Source organism: Methylocaldum sp. (assembly GCF_035627495.1).
Lineage (GTDB): Bacteria > Pseudomonadota > Gammaproteobacteria > Methylococcales > Methylococcaceae > Methylocaldum.
In genome coordinates, this window is record NZ_DASPLO010000207.1 from 1 (window position 1) to 26,746 (window position 26,746).

Annotated in this window: 29 protein-coding genes; 22 read left to right on the plus strand and 7 right to left on the minus strand. The window is 56.4% G+C overall.

The window, feature by feature from the left end; all coding sequences use genetic code 11:
• On the minus strand, nucleotides 1-106 hold a 106-nt coding region (gene rpmB / locus VEB01_RS20010), incomplete at its 3' end, for a 50S ribosomal protein L28 (RefSeq protein WP_324878673.1).
• Nucleotides 107-207: 101 nt separating this feature from the next.
• On the opposite strand from rpmB, the gene gshB reads away from it, so the two are divergent.
• The 14 genes from gshB (at nucleotide 208) to VEB01_RS20080 (ending at nucleotide 11,270) form a co-directional block, all read left to right on the plus strand.
• Nucleotides 208-1,161 carry a glutathione synthase gene (gene gshB / locus VEB01_RS20015; protein ID WP_324878566.1) on the plus strand — a complete coding sequence of 318 codons (954 nt, stop codon included), beginning with the start codon at nucleotides 208-210 and terminating at the stop codon, nucleotides 1,159-1,161.
• A gap of 9 nt (nucleotides 1,162-1,170) precedes the next feature.
• Nucleotides 1,171-2,022, plus strand: coding sequence for an energy transducer TonB (locus tag VEB01_RS20020; RefSeq protein WP_324878567.1), 852 nt, complete (start codon nucleotides 1,171-1,173; stop codon nucleotides 2,020-2,022).
• A 342-nt stretch (nucleotides 2,023-2,364) separates the two neighbouring features.
• Nucleotides 2,365-3,123, plus strand: a complete 759-nt coding sequence (locus tag VEB01_RS20025; RefSeq protein WP_324878569.1) for a type IV pilus assembly protein FimV — start codon at nucleotides 2,365-2,367, stop codon at nucleotides 3,121-3,123.
• Nucleotides 3,120-4,307, plus strand: a complete 1,188-nt coding sequence (locus VEB01_RS20030) for a hypothetical protein (protein WP_324878570.1) — start codon at nucleotides 3,120-3,122, stop codon at nucleotides 4,305-4,307. Before VEB01_RS20025 ends, VEB01_RS20030 begins: the two co-directional genes overlap by 4 nt.
• Before the next feature lie 18 nt (nucleotides 4,308-4,325).
• Nucleotides 4,326-4,865, plus strand: coding sequence for a GTP-binding protein (locus VEB01_RS20035; RefSeq protein WP_324878572.1), 540 nt, complete (start codon nucleotides 4,326-4,328; stop codon nucleotides 4,863-4,865).
• Nucleotides 4,865-5,509 (plus strand): hypothetical protein, encoded by a 645-nt coding sequence (locus VEB01_RS20040; RefSeq protein ID WP_324878574.1) that lies wholly within the window; start codon nucleotides 4,865-4,867, stop codon nucleotides 5,507-5,509. The genes VEB01_RS20035 and VEB01_RS20040 overlap by 1 nt, the downstream gene beginning before the upstream one ends.
• 55 nt (nucleotides 5,510-5,564) lie before the next feature.
• On the plus strand, nucleotides 5,565-5,927 hold the full coding sequence (locus tag VEB01_RS20045) for a roadblock/LC7 domain-containing protein (protein WP_324878576.1): 363 nt from the start codon (nucleotides 5,565-5,567) through the stop codon (nucleotides 5,925-5,927).
• 41 nt (nucleotides 5,928-5,968) lie between these two features.
• Nucleotides 5,969-6,442 carry a PAS domain-containing protein gene (locus VEB01_RS20050; RefSeq protein ID WP_324878578.1) on the plus strand — a complete coding sequence of 158 codons (474 nt, stop codon included), beginning with the start codon at nucleotides 5,969-5,971 and terminating at the stop codon, nucleotides 6,440-6,442.
• Nucleotides 6,443-6,470: 28 nt separating this feature from the next.
• The gene (locus tag VEB01_RS20055) at nucleotides 6,471-7,217 is read left to right on the plus strand and encodes a phosphate/phosphite/phosphonate ABC transporter substrate-binding protein (protein ID WP_324878579.1); all 747 of its coding nucleotides are present in this window, start codon (nucleotides 6,471-6,473) and stop codon (nucleotides 7,215-7,217) included.
• A 217-nt stretch (nucleotides 7,218-7,434) separates the two neighbouring features.
• Entirely contained in the window at nucleotides 7,435-8,001 is a 567-nt protein-coding gene (locus VEB01_RS20060) for a YqgE/AlgH family protein (protein ID WP_324878581.1), read from the plus strand.
• Between the two features lie 3 nt (nucleotides 8,002-8,004).
• A complete protein-coding gene (ruvX, locus tag VEB01_RS20065) occupies nucleotides 8,005-8,475 on the plus strand; it encodes a Holliday junction resolvase RuvX (RefSeq protein WP_324878583.1) in 471 nt (156 codons plus the stop codon).
• Nucleotides 8,468-8,986, plus strand: a complete 519-nt coding sequence (gene pyrR / locus VEB01_RS20070) for a bifunctional pyr operon transcriptional regulator/uracil phosphoribosyltransferase PyrR (RefSeq protein ID WP_324878585.1) — start codon at nucleotides 8,468-8,470, stop codon at nucleotides 8,984-8,986. Before ruvX ends, pyrR begins: the two co-directional genes overlap by 8 nt.
• The gene (locus VEB01_RS20075; RefSeq protein ID WP_324878587.1) at nucleotides 8,983-9,978 is read left to right on the plus strand and encodes an aspartate carbamoyltransferase catalytic subunit; all 996 of its coding nucleotides are present in this window, start codon (nucleotides 8,983-8,985) and stop codon (nucleotides 9,976-9,978) included. Before pyrR ends, VEB01_RS20075 begins: the two co-directional genes overlap by 4 nt.
• Entirely contained in the window at nucleotides 9,975-11,270 is a 1,296-nt protein-coding gene (locus tag VEB01_RS20080; protein ID WP_324878589.1) for a dihydroorotase, read from the plus strand. Before VEB01_RS20075 ends, VEB01_RS20080 begins: the two co-directional genes overlap by 4 nt.
• 38 nt (nucleotides 11,271-11,308) lie before the next feature.
• On the opposite strand, the gene VEB01_RS20085 is transcribed toward VEB01_RS20080, so the two are convergent.
• Entirely contained in the window at nucleotides 11,309-11,818 is a 510-nt protein-coding gene (locus tag VEB01_RS20085; RefSeq protein WP_324878590.1) for a superoxide dismutase family protein, read from the minus strand.
• A gap of 204 nt (nucleotides 11,819-12,022) precedes the next feature.
• Here VEB01_RS20085 and arsS point away from each other — a divergent pair, with 204 nt between their 5' ends.
• The 4 genes from arsS (at nucleotide 12,023) to rpoH (ending at nucleotide 15,657) form a co-directional block, all read left to right on the plus strand.
• Entirely contained in the window at nucleotides 12,023-12,988 is a 966-nt protein-coding gene (arsS, locus tag VEB01_RS20090; RefSeq protein WP_324878592.1) for an arsenosugar biosynthesis radical SAM (seleno)protein ArsS, read from the plus strand.
• Between the two features lie 62 nt (nucleotides 12,989-13,050).
• Complete coding sequence (gene ftsE / locus VEB01_RS20095; RefSeq protein ID WP_324878594.1) at nucleotides 13,051-13,710, plus strand: cell division ATP-binding protein FtsE; 660 nt, start codon at nucleotides 13,051-13,053, stop codon at nucleotides 13,708-13,710.
• 3 nt (nucleotides 13,711-13,713) lie between these two features.
• Entirely contained in the window at nucleotides 13,714-14,718 is a 1,005-nt protein-coding gene (gene ftsX / locus VEB01_RS20100; RefSeq protein WP_324878596.1) for a permease-like cell division protein FtsX, read from the plus strand.
• 84 nt (nucleotides 14,719-14,802) lie between these two features.
• Nucleotides 14,803-15,657, plus strand: a complete 855-nt coding sequence (gene rpoH / locus VEB01_RS20105) for an RNA polymerase sigma factor RpoH (protein WP_324878598.1) — start codon at nucleotides 14,803-14,805, stop codon at nucleotides 15,655-15,657.
• A 103-nt stretch (nucleotides 15,658-15,760) separates the two neighbouring features.
• Here rpoH and VEB01_RS20110 read toward each other — a convergent pair whose 3' ends face one another.
• Nucleotides 15,761-16,396 carry a class I SAM-dependent methyltransferase gene (locus VEB01_RS20110; protein ID WP_324878600.1) on the minus strand — a complete coding sequence of 212 codons (636 nt, stop codon included), beginning with the start codon at nucleotides 16,394-16,396 and terminating at the stop codon, nucleotides 15,761-15,763.
• A gap of 330 nt (nucleotides 16,397-16,726) precedes the next feature.
• Here VEB01_RS20110 and VEB01_RS20115 point away from each other — a divergent pair, with 330 nt between their 5' ends.
• Nucleotides 16,727-16,924, plus strand: a complete 198-nt coding sequence (locus tag VEB01_RS20115; RefSeq protein ID WP_324878602.1) for a hypothetical protein — start codon at nucleotides 16,727-16,729, stop codon at nucleotides 16,922-16,924.
• Nucleotides 16,925-17,034: 110 nt separating this feature from the next.
• On the opposite strand, the gene VEB01_RS20120 is transcribed toward VEB01_RS20115, so the two are convergent.
• The 3 genes from VEB01_RS20120 to VEB01_RS20130 form a co-directional block, all read right to left on the minus strand.
• Complete coding sequence (locus VEB01_RS20120) at nucleotides 17,035-18,120, minus strand: tryptophan 2,3-dioxygenase family protein (protein WP_324878604.1); 1,086 nt, start codon at nucleotides 18,118-18,120, stop codon at nucleotides 17,035-17,037.
• A gap of 282 nt (nucleotides 18,121-18,402) precedes the next feature.
• Nucleotides 18,403-18,798 carry a hypothetical protein gene (locus VEB01_RS20125; RefSeq protein WP_324878606.1) on the minus strand — a complete coding sequence of 132 codons (396 nt, stop codon included), beginning with the start codon at nucleotides 18,796-18,798 and terminating at the stop codon, nucleotides 18,403-18,405.
• Between the two features lie 101 nt (nucleotides 18,799-18,899).
• The gene (locus tag VEB01_RS20130; protein WP_324878607.1) at nucleotides 18,900-20,498 is read right to left on the minus strand and encodes a GGDEF domain-containing protein; all 1,599 of its coding nucleotides are present in this window, start codon (nucleotides 20,496-20,498) and stop codon (nucleotides 18,900-18,902) included.
• 629 nt (nucleotides 20,499-21,127) lie between these two features.
• Here VEB01_RS20130 and ubiD point away from each other — a divergent pair.
• Nucleotides 21,128-22,591 carry a 4-hydroxy-3-polyprenylbenzoate decarboxylase gene (gene ubiD, locus VEB01_RS20135; protein ID WP_324878609.1) on the plus strand — a complete coding sequence of 488 codons (1,464 nt, stop codon included), beginning with the start codon at nucleotides 21,128-21,130 and terminating at the stop codon, nucleotides 22,589-22,591.
• Between the two features lie 62 nt (nucleotides 22,592-22,653).
• A complete protein-coding gene (locus VEB01_RS20140) occupies nucleotides 22,654-25,092 on the plus strand; it encodes a DUF3772 domain-containing protein (protein ID WP_324878611.1) in 2,439 nt (812 codons plus the stop codon).
• A 6-nt stretch (nucleotides 25,093-25,098) separates the two neighbouring features.
• Here VEB01_RS20140 and VEB01_RS20145 read toward each other — a convergent pair whose 3' ends face one another.
• Entirely contained in the window at nucleotides 25,099-25,932 is an 834-nt protein-coding gene (locus VEB01_RS20145; protein WP_324878613.1) for an inositol monophosphatase family protein, read from the minus strand.
• Between the two features lie 88 nt (nucleotides 25,933-26,020).
• Between VEB01_RS20145 and VEB01_RS20150 the strand changes: the two genes are divergently transcribed.
• On the plus strand, nucleotides 26,021-26,746 hold the full coding sequence (locus VEB01_RS20150) for an RNA methyltransferase (RefSeq protein ID WP_324878615.1): 726 nt from the start codon (nucleotides 26,021-26,023) through the stop codon (nucleotides 26,744-26,746).

Consider the following 26,746-nt stretch of genomic DNA (forward strand, 5'->3'; position numbering starts at 1 on the left):
GCTGGTGCAGATTCGGATTGAACAGGCGCTTCGTCTTATTGTTAGCGTGCGAGACGTTATTGCCTACAATACGGCGCTTGCCCGTCACCTGGCATACTCTGGACATGGTTGACCTCTAACTCGCCTAGCTGGAACGGAAACCAGGCTTTATATATGATTCAAGGTTTTTAAGTCAAGCCGCGCTTGTTTTATTACGGAAAAAACGCTATGAGTCTAAAGCTCGGGATCGTCATGGATCCCATCGGCAAAATCAAAATCCACAAGGACACCAGCTTCGCCATGCTGCTGGAGGCCCAAACCCGGGGTTACGAGCTCTTTTACATGGAGCTCAACGATCTTTATTTGCGGGACGGGCGCACCTACGCGCGGATGCGCCGTCTGAGCGTCGAGCGCAACGAACTCTCCTGGTTCAGCTTTCTAGGTGAGACGGACGCGCCGCTGGACTCGATGGACGTGGTGTTGATGCGCAAAGACCCGCCTTTCGACCAGGAATACATCTACGCCACCTATCTCCTGGAATGCGCGGAAAACCAAGGACTTTACGTAGTCAACAAGCCCCGCTCCCTGCGCGACGCCAACGAGAAGCTTTTTACCGCCTGGTTTCCGCAATGTTGCCCGCCGACCCTCGTGGCCAGGGAAGGGCACAAGATCCGCGAATTCCTGCACGAACAGGGTGAAATCATCCTGAAACCCTTGGACGGCATGGGCGGCGCCTCGATTTTCCGCGTCGCGGAAAAAGACCCGAACCTCAGCGTCATCCTGGAAACCATGACCCGGCACAACTCGCGCTTCGTCATGGCGCAGCGCTATCTGCCGGAGATCGTCGACGGCGACAAGCGCATCCTGGTGGTGAACGGCGTGGCGGTTCCCTATGCGCTGGCGCGCATCCCGGCCCAGGGCGAGAGCCGCGGGAATTTGGCGGCCGGCGGACGCGCCGAAGGACGCGAGCTGACGCCGAGGGATCACTGGATCGTGGACCAAGTGGGTCCTACCCTCCGGGAACGAGGGCTGATATTTACCGGACTGGACGTGATCGGAAACTATCTGACCGAGGTGAACGTTACCAGCCCGACTTGCGTGCAGGAATTGGATACGCTGTTCGGGTTGAATATCAGCGCCTTGCTGATGAATCATATCGAGTCCGTCGTACGCGTTAAGTAAAGTAGCTGCATGAGTACCGATAGGGTGTTTTCCGACCGCTTCCTTCTGGCCCTAGTTCTTGCCGGCATCGCCCATGCCATTCTGATTCTGGGCGTCAGCTTCGAGATGCCCAAGCTCCCGGAAATCAAGAAATCCTTGACCATCGCTCTGGTGCGAAATCCCTCCCAGAAGGCACCGGAAAAGGCTGATTTTCTCGCTCCGGACAACCAGATAGGCAGCGGCACCCACACCGAAAAGGCGATTCCCCGGAGCGAACCCACACCGCAAGAAGGACAGGGCCAGCAAGCCGAAAACGCGCCCGATCGCGCCCACGTTCAAGAAGCCAAGCTCAAACGCGTCCTGAAACAGGATAAATCCGACAAGAAGGTCACCGCGGATGAAGGCGAGGAGAAACAGCCGGAACTTCAGCCTGCGAAACTCACGGCTGCGGCTCTCAGCCAGCAGATTGCCCAGTTGAGCGCCGAGATAAACAAATCCCGGGAAAACTATGCCCGCCATCCCCGACTCGTATACATCAACTCGGTCAACGCCCATAAATACAAGGCGGCCGCTTACGAGAAAGCCTGGCAGGAAAAAGTCGAACGCATCGGCAACCTCAACTATCCCGACGAGGCCCGCCGCCGGAATCTTTCCGGAAGCCTGCTCCTGAGCGTCGGCATCAACCCGGACGGAACCGTGTACAGCGTAAAGGTCCGGCATTCTTCCGGCCATCAAGTTTTGGATGACGCCGCAACGAACATCGTACAACTTGCCGGTCCCTTCGCACCCTTTCCCCAAGAACTGAGACAAGAAGCGGATGTTTTGATCATTACGCGTACGTGGAGGTTCGAAAACAATCACCGCCTGGAAACCGGCCCCTGACTTTGTTTTCCCGCAAGCTCGACCTCACTCCATAAGGAAGCTCTGATTAAGTCCTTCGACAGGCTCAGGACGAACGGTAACGTATTGATTCCGTTCGTGGTGAGCTTTTCGAACCATGAACGGAATCGACTTGTTCAGAGTTTCCATAACGTCCGTACGGCGCACAGGGCAGCCGGCTGCTGCCTAGCCTTCTGAAGAAAACGGACTATTCTTGATCCTGTATCGGGCCGGTACACCGCGGTCCGCTGACTAATCTTCACCAAGCCATAGGTCCGCCAACTCCGTAGCGCTCCGTTGGCCTCATCCAATTAATTGTTCTAGCCGTTTCTTCCAAGAGCATTGATGGCCGACCATCTTTCTCAAAATCAGCGACCGGCCTTGTCGCAATGCGTCGAGGCGGAGTACGGCATCGAGCAGGAAAATTTTGCCGAACCGGCTTTCCTGATCGAGGGTTCCCCGGCGCTAAACCCGCCATGCCCCGGCATGAAAAACGAAGTCGCGGATTATTTGGCCCATTCCGTCGCGGCCGCTCCCGACAACTTGCTGCGACACACCCAGCGGATATTCCACCACTATGGCCAAAACGACCACGACGGCCTGTACGCCGCGTTGTTGGATCTCTTCATTGCCTCGGAAGACAAGGGATACGCCCTCCGCAGGCGGCTGCTGACCGGTGCGCGGAATCGGCTGAGGAAGGATTGCTATGCCCGGCTGGACCGGTGGCTCGGTTCCGGACGCGCGCCCGACTGGGCCGACTTGCCCCAGGCCCCGCAATCGGTGCTGGCGCCCGGAATTACCGGTTCGCTAAGCTTGGTCCAGGTGTCGAACGGCACCCCGGGCGAAGAGAGGGACCCGCTTTTGGAGGCGCGGGAACATATCGAGTACAGCCAACTCGATCAAGCGCGAGCGGTATTGGAAGATGCGCTGCCCCGGCAACCGGGTCGGGCCGATCTGCATGCGGAACTGCTGCTGCTGTACCGGGCGACCGGCGATCTCGACAATTTCTTGCGCGCTCGCGAGAAGCTTGAACAGGTCGTCGACACCCTGCCGGCGATTTGGGACGACTGCGAGCGATATCTGCGAAAGGAACATACCCCATGACCGATTTAACCATGACGCCATTGCGGCTGGCGGTTCTAGGCATGGACGAGCGAACCGCGAAACTGTTCAAAATGTTTCTGCAAGGCCCTTGCCGAAGGCAGGCCGTCATCGTCGAGGATGGAGAAGAGGCGGAAGCCTGTATGATCGACATGGACGCACGGAGGGCGACCGAGCTGTTCGATCGGGAACGGCAAACCCATCCGGAACGGGTGCTCGTCCTCCTTTCCTTAAACGACTGTGCGTCTTCGCCCGAAGCGGTCTTCGTAAAAAAACCCGTTCAAGCCCAAGGCATGCTGCATGCGATCGGGCGTGCCCGGCAAATCCTGGAAGGCCGCAAATCCCGAAAAACCGAAAAGGCGGATGCGGAAACCCAGCCGGCCTCGCTGCGGACTGTCGCCGTGCCTGAGAAATCGGATGGTTCGGTGTCCAAGGTGGCTGCGTTATTAGACGAGCAGAGCTTCATGAGCTATCTGGGCGTCCGGGACGATATCGATCCCGCCGATCCCAAACAGGCCGCGGCCGCCCACTACAACCCCAAGGATTTCCTGCAGGGCCGCTTCCAATCGGCCTGCGCGCTCGCGCTATCGCGGCAGCAAGCGCTGCGGGTGGAAACGCCGTGGAAGCCGCTCGTCGTCTTTCCGCAAACCCGCCGGATATGGATCAATGCCGATGAGGCGCAACTGCGCGCCGCCTGCGCGATTCCCATGACCAACCTCGCACACATGGACATCGGCGGGTCGCGTGCGGCCACGGACCTGAAAGCAATGGCCATCGACGCCGCCGAAGAGCAGCTCGATCCGGACCGGCTGATCCCGCTGGATGCGTTCTTATGGAAAATGGCGATTTGGACGTCGAAAGGCAAGCTTCCCGCAGACGTATCGTTGGAACACGAGGTGACCCTCAAATACTGGCCCAACCTGACCCGCTTCCTGCTCATTCCCCACACCATGCGGATCGCCGCACTGCTGCATCACAGTCCCCATACCGCATGCGAGGCGGCCCGGATTCTGGGCATTCGGCAGCAGTACGTTTTTGCGTTTATCAGCGCCACCCATGCGCTGGGGCTGATCGAGCAGCAGCCAAAGCAGCAGATTGCCCGAGCGGAATTTCAGCCGTCGGCCAAACCGGAGCCGGAGCGTACATCCTTTCTCGGGAAGATTTTGAAACACTTGAAAATGTCTTGACGGGAGCGGGGCCGAATCGTGATTCAGTACAACAAAATCATTTTCACCGGACCCGTAGGCGCCGGGAAAACGACCGCCATCACCTCGCTCAGCGATGTTCCGCCGGTCAAAACCGACGAAACGGCCAGCGATATGACCAAGAGCCGAAAAGCCTCGACCACGGTCGCGCTCGACTACGGGATGATGACTTTGCCCGGCGGCGACAAGATCCATTTGTACGGAACGCCGGGCCAGGAGCGGTTCGATTTCATGTGGGATATCCTGACCACCGGCGGAATCGGCCTGGTGCTGCTGCTGGACAATACCCGCGCCGACCCTTTCCAGGATCTGCGCTTTTTCCTGAACAAATTCGCCGGCTTCATCGAGGCGACCAGTCTAGTCATAGGCGTCACGCAGACCGATATCCGCGCGACGCCGCTCTTGTCGGAATACCACCGCCAGTTGCAAGGAACCGGTCTGAATCCGCCGATCTTCGAGGTGGACGCCCGGCGCAGAAAGGATGTCTCGCTGCTGGTGCAGGCTCTGCTTTACACCATCGCTCCGGGGCTGGAAGGTTGATGAAGGAGTATGCGCTCGCGGAGCATCTCTATCTCCACCCAACTCCGGGTGGGGCCTACCATGCGGTCGCGACCAAGGCGCACACCCCAGCCAAACAACTCATCAGAACCTTGCTGCAGATGGAGTCGAGCCCCGCGCTCACTTTGGCGGGCCTGAAGGATTGGTCGACTTTCGAGGACACCGAAAAGGCCTATGCGGTACTCCACCACGCACAAGAAGCCAAATGGCTGCAAGGGCTGATGGCACCGCTGAAATGCCCGAATCAGCCCCTTTCCGAAATCCTGCCCGAACTCCTGGGCCGGCTGAGCAGCCAAGCCAAGGTTCTGTTGGCCGACAGCCAAGGGTTTTATCTTGCGAGCCACGGTTTTCCCCACGAGGTGGCCGAGGAACTCTCGGCGCTCAGTGCCGACCTGGCCAATTTGCACGAGCGCCGCTCCGGGCTGCTGCTCCACAACCTGGGGCTCAACTCGAGCGCCTGGTCCGTAGTGGACGCGGCGGGCAACAGCAAGATGGGATTTTGGCCGCTATACCTGGGCGAAGAGCGGTTCGTGCTGGCCGCCACAGGAATGCCGCGGTTCAACTGTCCGGAATTCGCCACGCTGATCTGGATATTGAGCCGACGCTACGCCGGCGTTGGCACCTGATGCAGATGACACTAACTTTCCCGAATCATTCCGAGACTGCTACCGAGGTTCAGTTATGCGCGCAGAAATGTTGACTTCCATCCTCAGCGAGTTGAACGGCACGTCGGCCGATATTGAAGCCTCCGGCATCATTTCGACCGACGGCTTGATGATGGCGGCGGTATTGCCCCAGAACCTGGACGAGGATCGGGTGGGCGCCATGAGCGCCGCCATGCTGTCCCTGGGCGATCGGACCGCCCAGGAGCTGTCGCGGGGCACTCTCGAGCAGGTGCTGATCAAAGGCGACAGGGGCTACGTGCTGATGACCTATGCCGGCAAGGAAGCGGTGCTGACCGTGATGGCCAAGCCCAATGCCAAACTGGGTCTGATCTTTCTCGACGTAAAACGCGCGGCCGAAAGCATAGCCGGCCTGATCTGACCCGCGCCCAGCCCACTAAACCGCTCTTCCAGGAGGCCGCCATGCAAGACATGAAGCCCGAAGACATCGTCGGAACCTATCGCGAACACACCCTTACCTACTTCGACGGGACTCGCCGGAAAGTTCTGGTGACCGATATCGAGTCGCCCTATCCGGACGGGCGCTTGATCGTGTCGCGCACCGATCCGGCCGGCATCATCACCCACGTCAACCAATCCTTCGTCGAGATGTCGGGTTATTCCAGAGATGAACTGATCGGCACGCCGCACTTCATTCTGCGCCACCCCGATATGCCGCCGGCAGCTTTCAAGGATCTTTGGGACACCGTGCGGCGCGGCGAGAAATGGCAGGGCTACGTCAAGAATCTGCGCAAGGACGGCGGTTTCTACTGGGTCAAGGCCACCGTTATCCCGAACATCCGGAACGACCGGGTCATCGGCTACACCTCGGTTCGGCGCAAACCGTCACGGCAGAGAATCGCCGAATGCATGCGACTCTATCCCACGCTGTTTTAGGCGTCTCGATCCTGCGAGGACTACCGACATGACCCATACCTTCACCGTGAGCCCGGATTTCACGCCCGAACACCTGTCCGGCTGGTTCATTTTCAATACTTGGCTGCAAAAGGCCCTGGACGAACCTTTCCATTTGCAACTTTACGACGACTTCCACAGTCAGCGGGAGGCCATCAAGTCCGACCGGATCGACCTGATCTACGCCAACCCTTACGACGCCGCCATGCTGGTTCGCGAAAAAGGCTTCAAACCCCTGGTCAAACCCGAAGGCAAGGCGGACGAGGCGATTATCGCGGTGAGCGCCGAACGCCCCTTTCTTCGGGTGGAAGATTTGCCGAGCTCGATCAAGCTGGCGACCACCGACGATCCCGACGTACACATGATGGGCATGATCATGCTGGAACCGGCCGATCTCGATGCCTCGTCCGTCGCGATAAAAACCTGCGATTCCTACGTGCTGGTTGCCAAGGAATTGCTTAAAGGCAACTGCGATGCCGGCGTTTTTCTCGCGGAGGCATTCAACGACCTTTCCTCGGTCATACGCAAACAGCTTCGAGCATTGGTCAGCAGCCAGATCCAGGTCGTCCATCACGCGCTGATGATAAGCCCGAGACTCGCGGATCGCCGCGACCGGCTGCTCGATGCGCTGTTGGCCATGTCCGAAAACGACAAGGGCAGAAGCGCTCTCGCAGCGCTAAAAATCTCCCGGTGGGAAAAAGTCGAGGACGAAGAAATGGAATTTATGATCGATCTCATGGATACCTTTGTTACGTGATCGCTTTGACATCCAACCGGAAGAGCGGGTTCCCGGCGCGGTCGGCTCTCGGCTCGACCGCCTAGAAGCTGTTTAGATTTTTGAACAGCGCCGCTTCCTCCCTATCGCTCAAGGTGCTCATCCGCGTTTTGCCACCCTTAATCCGCGAACCTCGATAAATTTCGCCGCTTCCGTGAACCGACTTGCAGCCCCGCCGGTCTATCCGGATACTATGGCCATGATTGAAGCGATCGCGAACCTCACCAACAATTTTCTGATCGCCATGCCCGGGATGGCGGACCCTTTCTTCGCCCGCACCGTCACTTACCTGTGTCAGCACAGCCCGGAAGGCGCATTAGGCATCATCGTCAACCGCCCGTCCGAACTAACCTTGGGCGATGTCATGCAGCAAATGGAAATCCACGTCCGCGAATCCGCTATCGGCCAACTTCCGGTTTACTTCGGCGGTCCGGTGCAAGCCGAGCGGGGCTTCGTTCTCCACGAACCGGGCCGCGACTGGAATTCCACCTTGCGCGTGTCGGACTCCATCTCCCTGACGACGTCCCGCGACATCTTGGAAGCCCTGAGCATTGGCGAAGGGCCTCAGAAGGTTTTGGTGGCGCTTGGCTATGCCGGCTGGGGAAAAGGGCAGCTGGAGCGTGAAATCGTCGAAAATTCCTGGTTGAGCGCCCCGGCCGACGACTCCATCCTGTTCGATCACGCGCCGGCCCATCGCTGGAAGGCTGCCGCCGAACTGATGGGCGTGGATATTTCACTTCTGACCTCTCAAGCAGGGCACGGCTAATTCATGGATGTCGACTCAGTGCGGCGCGAGACGAATAAGCCCACTTATCTCGGCTTCGATTTCGGGGAGAGAAACATCGGGGTGGCCGTCGGGCAGCGCGTCACCGGTACGGCAACGGCTCTCGAAACGATACGCGTGACCAGTCGGGAAGCCCTGTGGGATGCCGTATCGCGTTTGGTTCAGACTTGGCAGCCGTCGGCGTTCGTCGTAGGTTTTCCTTATCATCCTGAGGGTGAAGAAAATCCCATCGTCCAGCCCATTTTGCGCTTCTGCCGTCAATTGGAAGGCCGTTATCATCTGCCGGTCCATACGATGGACGAAACCTTGTCGACCAGCGAATCCCGCGAGATCTTTTATCGCAAGCGCTCTAAACGATCAACGCACTTCGCCGATGTCAAAGATCAACTCGCCGCTAAACTGATTCTGCAAACCTGGCTGGCGCATACGACGGAGCGGGATATCTGGAATGCCTGACACCGTTTTGCAAGTGGACCAACTGCTCGACCGCCTGGAAGCCGCTTTGCGCGAGGAAATGGCGCGGCGCGAGTTATCGGAGCCGGCGATGATCGGCATTCATACGGGCGGGGCTTGGATCGCCGAGCGGCTGCATGCCAGGCTTGGTCTGACGGAGCCTTTGGGCCTGCTGAATATTTCGTTTTACCGAGACGACTTTTCACAGACCGGCATTCACCCCCAGGTTAAACCGAGCATGCTGCCCTTTCGCGTCGAGGGCCGAAACATACTGCTGATCGATGACGTGTTCTATACCGGCCGGACGATCCGCGCGGCACTGAACGAGATCTTCGACTACGGCCGTCCCGCCCAGGTTTTGTTGGGCGTGCTGATCGAGCGAAACGGCCGGCAAATTCCCATTCGACCGGATTGCATAGGGAGCAAAATGACGCTCGCCGCCGATCAGCGCATCACGCTTAGCGGGCCGAGCCCGTTAAAGCTGAGCATCCATTCGGTCTCGCCGCAATCATGAATCCAACCCAGGCCTACAATCTTCAACTAGACCCTGCTGGGCAGCTGAAGCACTTCTTGACGGTCGAGGGATTGAGCCGCGACTTGCTGGTAAAGATCATGGACACGGCGGAATCCTTCGCCAGCGTGACCGAGCAAACCGTCAAGAAAGTGCCCTTACTGCGGGGCAAGACCGTGGTCAACCTGTTCTTCGAGAACAGCACCCGCACGCGCACAACCTTTGAACTAGCCGCCAAAAGGCTGTCCGCCGACGTACTCAATATCAATATCGCCACCTCCGCGACGTCCAAGGGAGAAAGCCTGCTGGATACCATCCGCAACCTGGAAGCCATGCACGTGGACATGTTCGTCGTGCGGCACGCGGAAAGCGGCGCGGCTCACTTCATCGCCCGCCACGTGGCGCCGCATATCAGCGTGATCAACGGCGGAGACGGCCGGCATGCCCATCCGACCCAGGCGATGCTGGATGTGTTCACCATCCGCAAACACAAAGGCGATTTCGGAAACCTAAAAGTGGCGATTGTAGGCGACATCCTGCATTCCCGCGTCGCCCGCTCCGAGATTCACGCCCTGAATACCCTGGGCGCCGCCGAAGTGCGCGTCATCGGTCCCAAGACCCTCTTGCCGGCCGCCGTCAAAACCCTCGGCGTCACCACATTCCATGATCTGGAAGAGGGGCTCGAGAACGTTGATGTGGTCATCATGCTGCGCTTGCAGAAGGAGCGCATGAGCGGGGCTTTCATTCCGAGCGAGCACGAATATTTCGCTTGCTTCGGACTGACCGAAAAACGACTGGCCCGCGCCAAGCCAGATGTCATCGTGATGCATCCGGGACCCATTAACCGGGGTGTTGAAATCGACTCCCAAGTGGCCGACGGGTCGCATTCCGTGATACTTCAGCAGGTTAACCACGGGATCGCCGTTCGCATGGCCATCATGTCCATGACCATGCGCCCCGATCTCGAAAGTTCGCCCGGAGACAAGGCACTATGAGCGAACGCATCGCCATCCGTGGTGGACACGTCATTGACCCCTCGAATGGAATCGAGGGAAGGCACGACCTCTACCTGGCCGAAGGGCGCGTGGTGTCGCTGGGAACAGCGCCCGACGGTTTCACGGCAGATCGAGTGATTTCCGCGGAAGGGCAGATCGTGTGTCCGGGCTTCGTCGATCTTTGTGCGCGTTTGCGCGAACCCGGTTACGAGCATAAGGCGGCCATCGCCGGCGAAAGCGAAGCCGCCGCCACCGGAGGCATCACCACCCTTTGCTGTCCGCCCGATACCGATCCGGTCATCGATACGCCCGCCGTAGTCAACCTGATTCGGGAAAGGGCCCAGCAGGTCGGCAAAACGAAGGTCTTGCCGGTAGGCGCTTTGACGCGCGGTCTGAAGGGGAAGGATTTGAGCCAAATGAGCGCGTTGAAGCGCGCCGGCTGTGTCGCGGTCAGCAATGCCCATGCGCCGATGGCGAATACGTTGGTGTTGCGCCGGGCGCTGGAATACGCCGCCAGTCATGATCTCCTAGTCGTGATCCGCCCCGAAGATCCCTGGCTCGCCGACCAAGGCTGCGTCCACGAGGGGACGACCGGTACCCGGCTGGGCTTGCCGGGCATACCGGATGCGGCCGAAACGGTGGCTGTCGCCCAAGTTTTGGCGCTGATCGAACACACCGAAACCCGGGTCCACTTCGCGCAGTTGAGCTGCGCACGTACCGCTCGGATGATTGCCAGGGCCCAGGAAAAAGGCGCGCTCGTAAGCGCCGATGTGGCTGCTCATCAGTTGCATCTGACCGAAATGGACATCGACGGGTTTAACGCCATGTGCCACGTCAGACCCCCGTTACGCAGTTCTGCCGACCGGGACGCCCTGCGCACGGCGCTCAAGAACGGCGTGATAACGGCCATTTGTTCGGACCACCAACCCCACGAACCCGACGCCAAGCTGGACGCCTTTCCGTCCACCGAACCCGGCATGGCTTCGTTGGAAATGCTGCTTCCCTTGACCCTGAAGCTGGTCGACGAAGACGTGCTTTCCCTAAGACAAGCCATCGCTCTGCTGACCCAAGGCCCGGCTGCGGTCATGGGCATCGAAACAGGCACGCTCAGTGCCGGCGTACCGGCCGATATCTGTATCTTTGACCCCGAGTCCACGTGGATGGTCGACGGGTCGACCTGGCAAAGCAGCGGCCGGAATACACCGTACTGGGGACAAACCGTCAAAGGCCGAGTGACCCGCACGCTTTTGGACGGCCGGGTGGTTTTCGAACTCCAACCAAACCGGCGATAAGGCGCTGAGCTTCTTTTTGAAGCCGGTGACCGAACCTCTTACTTCGCCACACCGCACGCGATGCGGGCGCCGCCCGGCTTATCGGCATAATTATCGTTCTCCGCGTGAATCATCAATGAATGTCCCCGCAAATCGGCCACGCGCAAACGCTTGGCGATGACCGCTTCCTTAGCCGTACCGTCGGGAGCCACACTCAATACCGGCAGATCCCCGACGTGGCCGTCGCCGGCAGGACCTGCATGCTTTCCGGTATTCTTCGGATCGAAATGGTTGCCCGCCGCCAATCCCGCCACGGGTTTTCCGTCTTTCTCCTTGGCGCCGCAGTCGGGAAATTCATGAACGTGAAAGCCGTGCGGTCCGGGCGGCAAGCCTTTAAGATCCGGTGTCAGCGTCAATCCGGCAGCCGTTTCCGCCGCGACGATGACGCCGACGGGCTCCGCGATTCCGGTTTCGTTGATTTTGTTGATCTCCACCCTGATCTCTTCGGCATGAACCGAGAACCCAAAGAGCATCGCCGCACCTGCGGCCACCAATCCGAATCTGTGCATCACAACCTCCCGTATTTATTCCAGCGCTTAAAACTTTTTCGCCCGGCAGATTTTAAGCCGAAGCTTGCCAGTGGCGTAACCCCGTTGCCGGAATTTAACATAATCCGAAGCGATATCTCCCGGCCTTTGCCAATCCCGGACCGAAAGCGGTACTCTCCATACGGATCGACTGGTGTAAGCTGATTACAGGACGCATTTTGAGCCATGCACGACACGTTGCCCTTGCTGCTCGATACCGATTTCCCGCGTATTACCCGGAAACAGCTGGAGACTCTACAAGTCAATTTGGGCTATCGCTGCAATCAGCAGTGCTTCCACTGCCATGTCAACGCGAGTCCGAAGCGCAAGGAGATAATGGACCTCGAGACGGCGGAGCTGGTTGTCGAATTCGTCCGTGCCTCCGGAGTAAGCACTCTCGATCTAACCGGCGGGGCACCCGAGATGAATCCGCACTTCCGGTATTTGGTGGAATCCGCCAGCAACCTTGGCGTAAAAATAATCGACCGTTGTAACCTGACGATCTTGGAAGAGCCGGGTTATGAAGACCTGGCCCAATTCCTTGCGGCACATCGAGCCGAAATTGTTGCTTCGCTGCCTTGTTACCTCGAGGAGAACGTGGACGCTCAGCGCGGCGAGGGGGTATTCGACACGAGCCTTAAGGCTTTGCACAGACTGAATCGTCTCGGATACGGCTGCCCCGATTCCGGACTGATTCTAAATCTGGTCTACAATCCTCAAGGGGCGACTCTGCCGCCGCCGCAAGTCGAGCTGGAAAATGCCTATAAGCTTGAGCTGAAAAGCCGTTACGGCATCATGTTCAACCGACTGTATACGCTTGCCAACATGCCCATCCGGCGTTTCGGCAGCACACTCATCACGCAGGGGAGGTTCGACGGGTACATGACTTTATTGAGGAACAGCCACAATTCGAAAAACCTTGAAGAGGTCATGTGCCGTAGTTTGATCAGTGTCGATTGGCAAGGTTATGTGTATGACTGCGATTTCAACCAGATGCTCGGTTTGTCGCTGGGCGCAGGCGTGAGGCTGCGCATCCACTTGCGCGAAGCCCTGCTCCTTTCCTGGAAGGGGCAACCCATTACCGTGGCCGACCATTGCTATGGTTGCACCGCCGGGGCCGGCAGCAGTTGCGGCGGAGCGTTGCGATCTTGAGCAGCGACATTATCTGTCCTTTCCGCGATTTGGTTTCCCCGTCTTAATCCGTCTGTTTTCGCATGCTGCAGTTTATCAACGTCAGCAAACGCTATTCAGATAGCGGAGAAGTCCTATCGGACATCTGCTTTCGCCTGGAAAAGGGTGAGATGGCTTTCCTGACCGGCCACTCGGGGGCCGGTAAGAGCACCTTGCTCAAGCTGATTCCGGTTATCGAACGGCCGAACCGGGGGCAGATTCTCTTCGACGGCAGACCTATAAACCGGATCTCCAAGCGGGAGGTGCCGTATCTGCGCCGCAAGTTAGGACTGATTTTCCAGGATTATCGGTTGCTGCACGATCGTACCGTATTCGACAACGTAGCCCTGCCCTTGCTCATCGCGGGCTATAGCGAGCAAGAAATGGCGAGGCGGGTTAGAGCGGCCTTGGATAAAGTCGGTCTGCTGCGCAAGGAAAAGCGATATCCCCTTGCATTGTCCGGGGGCGAACAGCAGCGGGTCGGCATCGCCCGAGCTATCGTGCATAAACCCCCCATGATTTTGGCCGACGAGCCGACCGGCAATTTGGACCCTGGCTTGTCGGCGGAGATTATGGATTTGTTCAAGGAATTCAATCAGGTCGGGGTGACGTTATTGATTGCGAGTCACGATCTCGACCTGATTTCGCGGCTTGGCCGTCGAACGCTCAGGTTACAGCAAGGCAAATTGATCGAAGGCGGCTGAAACGTGCCGATTTCAAGATTAAAACGAAAACCCGAACGCAGACGCGAAACTAACGCCTTTCATACTCGGCGTACCATCAGGCCTGCAAGCCGACTGCAACCCTATGTCGACCTGCACGTCGGAACGCTTAAATCCAGTTTTATTCGCCTTCGTCGGACTCCTCTCGCCAGCATCATGACGGTGCTGGTGATTGCCATTGCGCTGACCATACCGGCGAGCTTCCATGTTTTTATCAAGAATGCCCGGCAAGCCAGTTCAACCCTCGAGGCGACGAACCAAGTTTCTCTCTTCCTGAAACCCGAATTGGCCAACGAAACCGGCGGCAAAGTCGCGGAAAGACTCAAGAAACATCCGCAAATCGCCGCGGCCGAGCTGATTACCAAAGAAGCCGGATTACAGGAACTCAGAACCTTCAGCGGTTTCGGCGACGCGCTAAGGGCTCTGGATTTCAATCCCCTGCCGGCGGTCGTCAGCATCAAACCCAAGGATTCGCTCACCCATCCGGATGATGTGGAAAAGCTGCTTGCCGAACTCCGGGCTCTGCCGGAAACCGATTTCGTTCAGCTCGACACCCAATGGATGCACAAGCTGCACTCCATTCTGACCATCGCTCAACGCAGCGTGGTCGTGTTCAGCGTGCTATTGAGCCTTGGCGTACTGTTCATCGTCGGCAATACCATCCGCCTCGAGCTGCAGAATCGACGGGAGGAAATCGTCGTGGCCAAACTGATTGGCGCCACCGACCGCTTTATCCGCCGTCCGTTCCTGTACGCCGGCTTTTGGTACGGCTTCTTAGGTGGATCTCTCGCCTGGCTGTTGGTCAGCTTCTTCCTGTTATTTCTCCGGAGCCCTTCCCGGCAGTTGGCGGAACTGTATGGCAGCCCTTATACGCTTTCGTTTCTCAGCCTGTCGGAAACCGAACTCCTAATTGGGGCGTCGGTCCTATTAGGCATAGTCGGAGCCTGGATAGTGGTCTCCTATCATTTACGGGAACTCGATCCCACTTGATTGCCGGATTCTTCCCGACATACTATTAGCACTCGTTATCTGAGAGTGCTAACATTAAGCCGGGTATTAAAACTGAGGACACCTATGAGCAACGCATTAACTCTGCCGGTTAATCTCTCGCTCGGCTCCATTGAAGAATATGTCTCCGCTGTAAACGCGATGCCACGTTATAGCGCCGATCAGGAACGCGCATTGGCAGTGCGCTTTCGGGAACATAACGACCTGGAAGCGGCACGGCAGTTAGTGCTCGGCAATTTGCGCTTCGTCATCCACATTGCCCGGGGATATATGGGCTATGGTTTGCCGCTGCCCGATTTGATCCAAGAAGGAAATATCGGCCTGATGAAAGCCGTAAAGCGTTACGACCCTGCCGTGGGCGTGCGGCTGGTTTCCTTTGCCGTCCATTGGATCAGGGCGGAAATCCACGAATTCATCATTCAGAATTGGCGCATCGTTAAAGTCGCCACCACTAAAGCACAGCGAAAACTGTTCTTCAATTTACGCAAGTTCAAGAATCACTTGGGATGGCTGAGTCGCGACGAGGCTCATATCCTAGCCAGTGAATTGGGCGTGGACGTCGCAACCGTCTATGAAATGGAGAACCGCCTGAACAGTCAGGATATCGCCTTCGAACCCAGCGATAGCGACGGGGACGAGAGAGAGACGTCGGCACCGGTCTATTACCTCCAGCAAGAAAACGCCGATCCCGCCGATTTGCTGGAAGATAACGACTGGGGACAGCATAAGCAGCAGCGGCTAGTAGCCGCTATCGAGCAACTGGACGAGCGTAGCCGGGACATCGTTACCAGCCGATGGCTGAGCGAGGAAAAACTCACCTTGCACGATCTGGCCACACGGTATCACGTGTCTGCCGAGCGCATTCGCCAGTTGGAGAATACCGCTATGAAAAAGCTGAGGAACTCCCTCGCCGAAGCTTGAGCCCAGGCCAGTTTCAACAGTCTTGAAGCAACTAAAAAAGGTGACTTTCGGTCACCTTTTTTATGTCCCTGCTCTTTCCACCGAAGCAGGTGATTTTTGCACGCTATTGCAGCATCAAGTCGAGATCCTTCCGAAGATGCAACATGGTAAACATACCGAGCGGCGGTAAGGTATGCCGCTTCACCTCACGCAAGGACGTATTTCCCAGGATCTCCTGAACGGGCATGTCGGGACGCCAGCCCAGTTTGTTGGACAGCGGCGCCAACAATTTTTCGACGTCCCGTCTAACGCCTTTTTCTGCCGCAAAGTGATTCACGATAATCACGTCGCCGCCGGGCTTGCAGACCCGTTCGATTTCCCGGATAACCTTTTCCGGATCGGGAACCACCGACATCACGTACGCCGCAACCACGGAATCGAAGGTATCGTCGGAAAATTCCAGCTCGCGGGCATCCATGATGCGGAGGCTGGAAACATGAGTAAGCTTCCCTCTCGATACACGCTGCTGGGCTCTCTCCAGCATGTCGGGAGAAATATCGATACCGTGTACCTCGTGCTCCTTGCGGTAATAGGAAAGACTTATACCCGTGCCGACCCCGACTTCCAGTACCTTGCCCGGCCGCTTGTTGGTTACGCCGGCCGCCATCGAGCGGCCGCGGAAGCTCAGCATCCAACCAAAAGTCTGATCGTAAACCGGCGCATAGCGTGCATACGATTTCAGGATGTATTCCAATTGCATTGTGTTGTCCTCTCCTCCCGTCCGATAGCATTATTGACGAGACTTCTTATTGTTTTTCTAGAAAAGTTTCCGCTTGGCATTCCGCCCGGCTAACACCGGGTTGAAACTTGGGCGTCACGTTCCGCGTCCGTGTTGATAATAAAGGTTAACCAAGGACATGGGAATCCGATCAACTTCGAATGCAATCAATCGACACTTTCCGTCGAGGCTGCCGTGTCAGGCCTATCGAGTTCGTTTAATATAGCTTCATAAAATTTCATTGCGGCTTTAGGCAATCCAATCATGAGCAAATTAGTACAGGTTAAGCTAAGCCTATCGGCAGACGAAATAGTGGCCAAGGCAAAAGAAGCGGCGCGCGACAAGGGCGTCCATTTTGTCGGCGATGAGGAAAAGGGGCGCTTTGCCGGTAATGGGATCGAGGGCCATTACCAGATTAGCGGCGATACCCTTTGTATCCAGATTTCCAAAAAGCCGTTTATTGTTCCGTGGAACCTGATCGAAGCCGCTGTGCGTAATTATTTCGCTTAGCGGCGAGATTTTTACGAAGGGGAAAGCGGAACTTGAAAACGAAGACTTAGACCAGGCACTGAAAGCCCGGAGATCACATGGGTGCGGTGCCTAACCGGTCGCCGCTGTCGTTACCCGACTGATCGATTGTTAAAATAAATATCGAGGCTTTGTTTAAATTTTTGGGGCAATACCGGCAAAGACGAATGCGGCACCAGAAAAGTCGAAAGAATAAACAAATCCCTGAAGATTCTTTTCTCTTCCATCATTTCCCGAACATAATCATGGGTAATGCTGCCTCCGGCCCCGACTTTATTTCCCAGCATGCGTTGTTCAAATAACGTTCGGTTGATGCGCCAACCGATCAATTGGTCGTCAACGTCCATTAATCGTTTGAGAACACGAAAAGGAACTTGCAGGATAGGCTCATCCCGATAAAGGAGGATAAACAGGGCCGATAGGACGGCTGCTCGGCGGAGCTGGAACAATCCGTCGTCCCGCAGCACCTCGAATTCATCCGGCTTAAACAAGGCATCGAATCGGTAACGGGCATTTTCCAGCTTGCTGAGCTGGCTTTGACGTTCCCAAGCGGATAGCCGACGGTTCTGTACCAGCTGATAATCCCTCTGCAGCATGTCATGAACTATGCGGCGATAACTCGGCCAAAACTCAACCTCCTCTAAACTCCGGAAAGGCATATTTACCAGCCAGTCATCAACCGCCTCGAATAAGCTCTTTTCCTCGGAAGCTTTCCGCAGAACTTCACGTTCTTCGGGCCGAAAGCGATTGAACGATTCCGGAGGAACCTGCATCGCCAAGCCAAGGCGAAGCTCTATCTCGCGGAACTGGCTGCTTTGGAATACCGAGTCGGAAAACAGATAATCGCGGAAATCGAGAAAATCGAGCGGAGAGATCGTTTCAAGGACATCGATTTGGCGATTAATAATTTTCTGGATCGCAACGAGACGACCGAGACGGGTGGCGATTAGGCCGATTTTCCGTTCATCCGAAGGACAGGATGAGAATAATTCAAGTACCGACTTCAGCTCGTGCAAGATTTCCTTGAACCATAGTTCGTGAACCTGATGAGCGATAATGAACAAGGTCTCGTCGTGAACCTCTCGATCGTCCCGCCCACTTTCGGGAAACTGGGCATTAAGAAGCATGTCGAGCCTCAAATAGTCCGAATAATGCAATCCTTCCCTAGATTCTCTCATCGTGAAACCCTCGAATCTGATTGGAAGCAACTAACTTATGCCGGGGCTGCAGGTCCGTGCATGCCGATAGAATCGGCGACGCGCTTAGTAAACCGGCCATCGACTGAATAGATACGCCTGTTTCGGAGCTTAGAGACACCGGAGTGCGCAATTGAAGCCACATCTCAGTGTCATCCCCGAAAAATTCCCGGTCTATGCGTGAAAATACGACTGTCGCCTACCCGACAGCAAAAAGAACAAAAGCGGAGGCAAAAAAGCCAGCTTCGTCCCTATCCACTACGACTAAGGTTTATCAACCATTAAAGGTAACAGCACTACTTGACCTTGGAAGTCATAGTTACCCGGATAGCTGTAGATCGCTTGACCATATGCGGGGCTCACGTACTCCACGTTGAAAGCCGTTACCGTATCGGGTCCGACTCTGGGATAGCTGTACACGGATTGGCCATAAGCTTTATTTACATAAATGATTTGCGGATTTCTTGCTTCGACGACAACGCTTTCCAGACTTAAATAACTATGGATCGCGTTGTTGAAAGCTTTGTCCATGTAAATAAGCCCAGGACCGGATCCTTGGTGGGAATCGATGTCGTACCGACCGGCTTCAGCCCACACGGCGCTGCCGATAAGCAGGCTAAAAACGACAAAAACCCATGTACCTAGCTTTTTGAAGGTCATGGCACACCTCCTCGTCGTTATTCTGATCAGTTATTGACTATCGGCGTACCTTTTGACCGTTGATGTCGAGAGAATGTTTCAGATCCGCTCAAATCTCTCAACTAGCTCATAACACATCGATCGCGTCCCGTTTTTTTGGCCTCGTAAAGGCCTTTATCCGCCCGTTCGAAGAGAGATTCCGGCGTATCGCCGTTCCGCACTTGGCTCACCCCGCACGACACGGTAACTTGAACCGGCCGGCCTTGCGAATTGAAACCGCAGCGACTGATTCTCTGCCGAATTTGATCAGCAATCCGGCGCGCCGCATCCACGTCGGCGCCGCACAGGATCATCGCGAATTCCTCGCCGCCGAGACGAGCTACAAAATCCGTCTGCCGTATGGATTTGTCCAATTCCTGGGCAACGGTCACCAATACTTTATCCCCGGCCGAATGTCCGAAACGATCGTTGATACTCTTGAAATGATCGATATCCCATAGCAACAGCGACATGGGCTGCTGAAAACGCTGGGATCGCGTAATCTCCTGGGTGATTCGATCCTCGTAAGCCATGCGATTGGGCAAGCTCGTCAGGGAATCCCGTAGTGCCATGTCATGCGCCAGCCTCAATTTGGAACGCAAATCATTGGCTTCAAGCTCCAATTCCTGAAGTCTACGGGCCAACTCACCCAATCGCCCGGTCGAGTCCCGCAACTGGTTCAATTCCTTGTTCCGACTGGTGTGCAACCGTTCCAGCAAGCCGTTCAATCCGCTGTTCACCAGCAATTTGAGCTGATCCACATCGGTGACCACCTCCATCCTCGATCGCAAGTCCTCAAACTGGTCCGCGAAGGAAGAGTCTTCCGCTACGCGATTGCGAGCGAAGCTCTGAGCGTTGGCGTCCATTCCAACCGCATCATGCTCCAATTCGTTCAGCCTGCCGGTCAAACCCGCCAAAAAGTACTCAATTTCCAGCTGTTCTTTTTGAATAAAAGACTTCACATCGCTCAGGAAATCGATAGCCTCGTTAAGCAAAGCCTGCAGTTCTTCCGCATCGGCCTCCGATTTCAACCGGCTTTTGATGCCTTCCGCCTGCTGGCTGAAATTCAAGGGAAGCTCGATGACATCCAGCAAGAGAAGCAGCCGGTCACGGACAGGGCCCATTTCAACCTTCTCTTCTACCGGCCTTTTATTTGTCTGAAGCAATCTGCCAAAGAATCCGGGTTTCGGTGCTTCCGTTTCCAAGGAGGCTGAAAACAACGTGTGACAGCGCAAAATCTCCTGTAATTCCGAAAACAGCCATTTCCAATCCGCGATTTCGCCTCGGTCGACTCTTTGCTCGAGTAACGCTATCGCTTTTCTTTCCTCGTCGTTTGTTGCGAGTTGCTTTACAAAGCGAAATAGCATCCCTCCGTCCCGCTTGAGGGACTTGTTGTTTCCGTCCTTACCTTTCACCTCGCGTAATAAGGTTTCCGATACGGCATTCAACTCCGTGCGGAGCTTTTCGCTGGAAACCCCTTTCCTTAGCAGGTCACGAATATGGATAAGATGAGGATCGATCGCAGGATCCAGCCCGTTGGTTGCCAGCGTCAGGCGAATAATGGTCCGGCAGAGCAATTTCTCCCGCTCATCCGTCTTTTCCTTACTTTCCTTTAGTTCATCGGCAAGTGTCGCGTATTTCGCTTTCCAATACTGCGGATCATCTAACTTAGGGTTGTTCATAGCTGTGTTTGTAGCGGATTTGGAACCCGCCCCCTATAGAGTGAAACGGCTAACTAACATGGGCGATTAACAAAGTTTAGCTTGGGTCGGGAGCACATTCGCAACAAGAGTATCCTGGACGGATACTACAGGTTGCCGATTTACTACGAATGAACCGCGCTTACTGTAAATAGAAAAGAATTTCTTTTTAAGTTAGTAACAAGCTAGGTGCATTTGTTGAAATAACACATGTTTGATTTAAAAAACAACCGCCTAACGGATTATTCGCTGTGGATAAAGATTACCGCCCGCACGGGTAAAGACTGTGGATAATTGCCCTTTCCCCGGAGTTCAATCGATTTGGTCCAGTTTGCCCACAGGCTTTTTGCTGTGTTCTGCACAGGCGGTGCAAGCGAGCACAAGGTCTCCGATGAGTTCTCACAAAAGCCCGGCATCGTTCAAATCAGCGTGCGCCCGCTAGCGCGACCGTTCGACGGCGGTGGGACGTGAAGCTTTTCCAACCGGGAAACGGAAAATACAATGATTCCTTTACTTGAACCGTTTTCAGCCGATCTAGCCCAAAAAAGTCCAGCCGAATCTTTGAGCGCCGGTACAATAACCGGCCTTACCATTGTCCGAATCTTCATTTCATGAAATACCGCGATCTCCGCGAATTCATCGCCCATTTGGAGGCGGTCGATGAGCTCAAACGCATAGGCGTCGAAATCGATCCGAATCTCGAGATGACCGAAATCTGCGACCGGACACTTAAAGCCGGCGGTCCCGCGCTGTTGTTCGAACGGCCGACCGGTTCGGATATCCGGGTGCTCGCCAACCTGTTCGGAACGCCCCGCCGTGTCGCGCTGGGCATGGGCCAAGAATCGGTTGAAGCGCTTCGGGAGGTTGGAAAACTCCTGGCCTTCCTCAAGGAGCCGGAACCGCCGAAGGGCATGCGCGACATGTTCGACAAGCTGCCGCTGTTCAAGCAGGTTCTGAACATGCCGGCCAAGGAAGTGAAGAATGCCCCGTGCCAGGAGATTATTTATGCCGGGTCGGATATCGATCTCGGCCGTTATCCCATTCAAACGTGCTGGCCGGGCGATGCCGGGCCCTTGATCACGTGGGCGCTAGTCGTCACTCGCGGCCCGCGCAAGGAACGGCAGAATTTGGGAATTTACCGCCAGCAGGTGATCGGCAAGAACAAGGTCATCATGCGCTGGCTGGCGCATCGGGGCGGAGCGCTGGATTTCAAGGACTGGCAGGAAGCTCGTCCCGGCCAGCCTTTCCCAGTCGCCGTCGCTTTGGGAGCCGATCCCGCCACCATTCTCGGAGCCGTGACGCCGGTGCCGGATACGCTCTCGGAGTATGCCTTCGCGGGGCTCTTGCGCGGCGCCAAGACGGAAGTCGCCAATTGTCTTTTGAGCGATCTGCAAGTGCCGGCCAGTGCCGAAATCGTGCTGGAAGGCTTCATCCATCCCGGCGAAACGGCGCCGGAGGGCCCGTTCGGCGACCATACCGGCTATTACAACGAGGTGGAGGAATTTCCCGTTTTCACCATCGAGCGCATCACGCAGCGGGAAAATCCCATCTACCACAGCACCTATACCGGGCGGCCGCCGGATGAGCCCGCAATTCTGGGCGTAGCCCTCAACGAGGTCTTCGTGCCTATCCTGCAGAGACAGTTTCCGGAAATCGTCGACTTTTATCTGCCGCCGGAAGGCTGTTCTTACCGCCTCGCCGTGGTAAGCATGAAGAAACAATACCCAGGGCATGCGAAACGGGTGATGTTCGGGGTTTGGTCGTTCCTGCGGCAGTTCATGTACACGAAGTTCGTTATCGTGGTGGATGAGGACGTAGACGCCCGCAATTGGCAGGACGTGATCTGGGCGATCACGACTCGCATGGATCCGGCACGCGATATCGCGCTCATTGAAAACACGCCGATCGACTACCTGGATTTCGCCTCCCCCGTTTCGGGCCTCGGCTCGAAAGTAGGCTTCGACGCAACCAATAAATGGGCCGGCGAGACGGCTCGGGAATGGGGTCAACCCATTAAGATGACCGAAGCCGTGCGGCTGAAGATCGATCGGCTTTGGGACAGCTTGGGGATTTAGGCGAACCCTCTGCGGACAGTAAATCGACAATCGGCGCCGCCGTTATCTCTCGACGTTTCACGATGATTAAAAATCTTTCCGGTTACGGTTTCATACCGCGTTTTCTTGGACCGGTTACGCTCCTTATGGTGCTGCTATTCCAATTCGGGATCACCCAGTCGGCCGACCTCGGACAGCCGCGCTCATTGGATGTGTTGGTAAAGGATTGGCAAAAAACCCTGGACGGGGCCGAAAAGGAGTTGGCCAAGCCCGACATCACGGATCGCCGGCTTGCGGCTCTGCGCGACGAATTGACGAATATTCAGCTCGAGGCTCGCACGGCGGCGGACGAGGCTCTGCCCGAAGTACAAGTGATTCGGGACGAGCTCGCCGCGTTGGGGCCGCCGCCGGCCGAAGGCGCGCCGCCCGAAGCGCCGACCGTAGCGGCCAAGCGCAAGGCCATGAACGAACGACTGGCCGCCGCGGAAGGCGCGATCAAAGAGGCCGAACTCATTATGGCTCGCGCCGGCCGGCTCGCGAGCGACGTCAAGACATTGCGGCGCACCCGTTTCACCGAACGTATCTTGACGCGGGGCGTGTCGCCGCTTTCGCCGACGGTTTGGCGAAAAGCCTGGTCCGAGTTGAGCACCGGATTTACGGTGATCGCGCAAAATCTTCAACTGTGGCGGTCCAGCGATACTTTTGCGCAAGATGCTCGGGCTGTTGGTTGGCGTTTGGCTTTGGGCATAGGCGCGGCGATTCTGTTGGCGTTTCCGTTTCGAAGGAAATTAATCCGAAGATTCGGTTATATCGAAGTCGAGGCCGAGCCTACTTACGGCCAACGTCTGAGGACAGCGTTGTTCACCGGATTTATCCGGGCTCTGTTGCCATCTACGGCCGTATTGGCGCTATACCTAAGCTTGGTTTATGCCGAATTGCTGACAGAGCCGTTGCTCGCGGTTGCGCGAACGGCCCTGGTGTCGCTGATTTTTGTCTTTCTTGTGGCGGGTTTTTCCCGAGCCGCTTTGGCGCCGTTCGAGCCCGAGTGGCGGTTGGTTCGGATCCACGACGAGGGTGCGCGGGCCATCAGCCGTACCGTGAACGGGCTAGCCGTGGTATTTGCCTTGGATCGGGTGTTGAGCGAGTTGGGGGTGCAGTTCAATGCCTCGGTCGAGTCGACGCTTCTGCAAAAGTTCATGTTCGGCTTGCTCATTGCCGCTTTATTGCTGAGCTTGTTGCGTCCCAAGATATGGTTTTCGGAGGATGGGATACCGCTGAGCCCGAGCTGGCGGCGTTTGCGTTACTTTCTGGCGATCTTGGTCTATGCGATTCCTCTATCCGGATTGCTCGGCTACGTGGTGTTATCGCGCTTGCTGGCGACGCAACTGGTTCTGACCGCGGGACTTTATGTATGCGTGGTATTGCTGCGCAAAATCAGCGCCGAGTTCATCGAAGACGCTCTGAGCAAAACCTCCCCAATGGGCATGAGGCTCCGAGCCAGCCTGGCCCTGAGCGATGATGGCGCCGATATGCTCAAGTTTTGGCTCAGTGGAACCGTGGGCCTGCTCATCCTGTCGATTGGCTTGGTCGTGTTGTTGACATTGTGGGGCGCCGCAGGGAAAGACCTCACCGCCTGGCTTCACAGCATATTTTTCGGTTTCAAGGTCGGCAACATCACCTTATCCCTGGCCGATGTACTGCTGGCGCTGGTGCTTTTCGCGGGATTGCTCGCAGCCACCCGGATGATTCAGAAGGCGCTGGATCACCGTATCTTCCCGAAGACGCGACTGGACGTCGGCATCCGGCATTCGGTCCGTTCGGCAACCGGCTACGTGGGATTTACGATCGCGGCAATGCTCGCGATCTCCACCTTGGGCATAGACCTGTCCAACTTGGCCATCATTGCCGGCGCCTTATCCGTGGGTATCGGTTTCGGCTTGCAGAACATCGTCAACAATTTCGTATCCGGGCTGATTCTGTTGATCGAACGTCCGATCAAGACCGGTGACTGGGTCGTGGTGGGCGATCATCAAGGTTATGTCAAGAAGATCAGCGTGCGCGCGACGGAAATTACGACCTTCGATCGCGCCTCCGTATTCATTCCGAATTCCACTCTGATTTCCGGTGCGCTGACGAACCGAACCTATGCCGACAAGGTGGTGGGGCGTGTCGTACTGCCGCTTGGCTTATCTCACGATACGGATGCCAAGCGGGTGCGGGATCTTCTGTTGAAAATCGCACTCGACCATCCGGAAATCCGCCACAACCCGTCGCCTGTCGTATTATTCAAGGGGTTTGCCGAAAGTACGCTGAACTTCGAACTGACCGCGTTCCTTCATGATGCGGATAAAGTCGGTTCCGTGACCAGCGATCTCTGTTTTGAAATCGATGAGCTATTCCGCAAGGAGGGAATCCCCATTCCGTTCCCGCATCGGGATTTGAACCTCAACCTTAACGGCGATCAGTTGCAGCAGATCCTGGCGGCGGCGCGGTCTGAGAAAACGCCGCCGCAACCTCTCTGAGATTCTTTACTCGGACTGCTCGCTTCCCGAACTGTCCGAATAGCGGAGCGCCTCGGTTAAGTGGGGCTCGATGACGCTTGCCATGACTTGATGTAGCTTGGGATTCGCCGTCAGCACGTTTCCGGACTCGAAGTATTTGTCTTTTCCTTCCAAATCGGTAACGATGCCGCCCGCTTCCTGAATCATGAGCAGACCCGCGGCCATATCCCACTTTTTCAAGCCGATTTCCCAAAAGCCGTCCAACCGCCCCGCTGCCACATAGGCGAGGTCAAGGGCAGCCGATCCCGCGCGGCGGATCCCGGCCGTGTCTTTCATAAGATCGCGCATCATGCCGAGATAGGCATCGACGTGACGCTGATCCTTGAACGGGAAACCGGTACCCAACAACGCCCCCTTCAGGCCGTTTTGCTTGCTCACCCGGAGCCGCCGGTTGTTGAGCGATGCTCCGGCGCCTCGGCCGGCCGTGAACAGCTCCTGGCGCAACGGATCGTAGATCACGCCCTTTTCGATTCGCCCGCGGTAGAGCAGGGCGATGGATACGCAGAATTGAGGAAACCCGTGCAGAAAATTAGTGGTTCCGTCCAAAGGATCGATGACCCAGATGAAATCGGTCTTGGCCGGGCCTTGCCGACCGCTTTCTTCTCCCAGAAAAGCATGGGTGGGATAAGCTTTCTGCAAGGTGTAAATAATTTCCCGTTCCGCCTGGCGATCCACTTCGCTGACGAAGTCGTTGCGTCCCTTGGGCGTGATCGTGAGAAGGTTCACCCGGTCCATCGAGCGAACGATGATATCGCCCGCCGTCCGAGCCGCGCGAACCGCAATAGTGAGCATGGGATCCATATTTGAATCGGCGCTGGTTAAAAAGCGGTTTAGGGTATCAAATTTCTGATAGTATTTTACCTTTTTTGGTTATAGCCCTCGCTGACGCATGAATCGCTTGTCCCATGTCAGGATCGTGCTCGTCGGAACCACGCATCCGGGCAACATCGGTGCGGCGGCGCGCGCCATGAAGAACATGGGGCTGCGCGACTTGGTCCTGGTCACGCCCAAGGTCTTCCCCAGTGAAGAAGCGACCGCAAGGGCATCCGGCGCCGACGATATTCTGGCCGAGGCACGGATTTGCCCTGACTTGCAGGAAGCCATCCGCGATTGTGCCTTGGTTATCGGAGCCAGCGCACGGCTCCGCACGATTTCCTGGCCGCAGCTCGATCCCCGGGAATGCGCGAGACAAGTCACCGCAGGCAACGCGAAGACTGCGATTTTATTCGGCCGCGAACATTCCGGTCTTACCAATGAGGAGTTGGAGCGGTGCCATTATTTACTGCATATTCCCTGCGATCCCGAATTCAGCTCGCTGAACATAGCCGCCGCGGTTCAAGTCGTGGCGTATGAGCTTTTCCTCGTCGCTCAGCAACAGCCTCACGATGACGCCAACCGCCCATTGCTGGCAACGGCCGGCGAAATGGAATCCTTTTACGGGCACTTGGAAAAGACTTTGTACGACCTCCGATTTCTCCACGAACGAAAGCTGGGACCATCGGTGATGCGCCGGCTTAGGCGAATCTTTAACCGCTCCGTGCTGGAGAAAAAGGAAATCCATCTTCTGCGCGGCATACTGACCGCCGTTCAGCTCCGGATACGACCCCAGGCATGA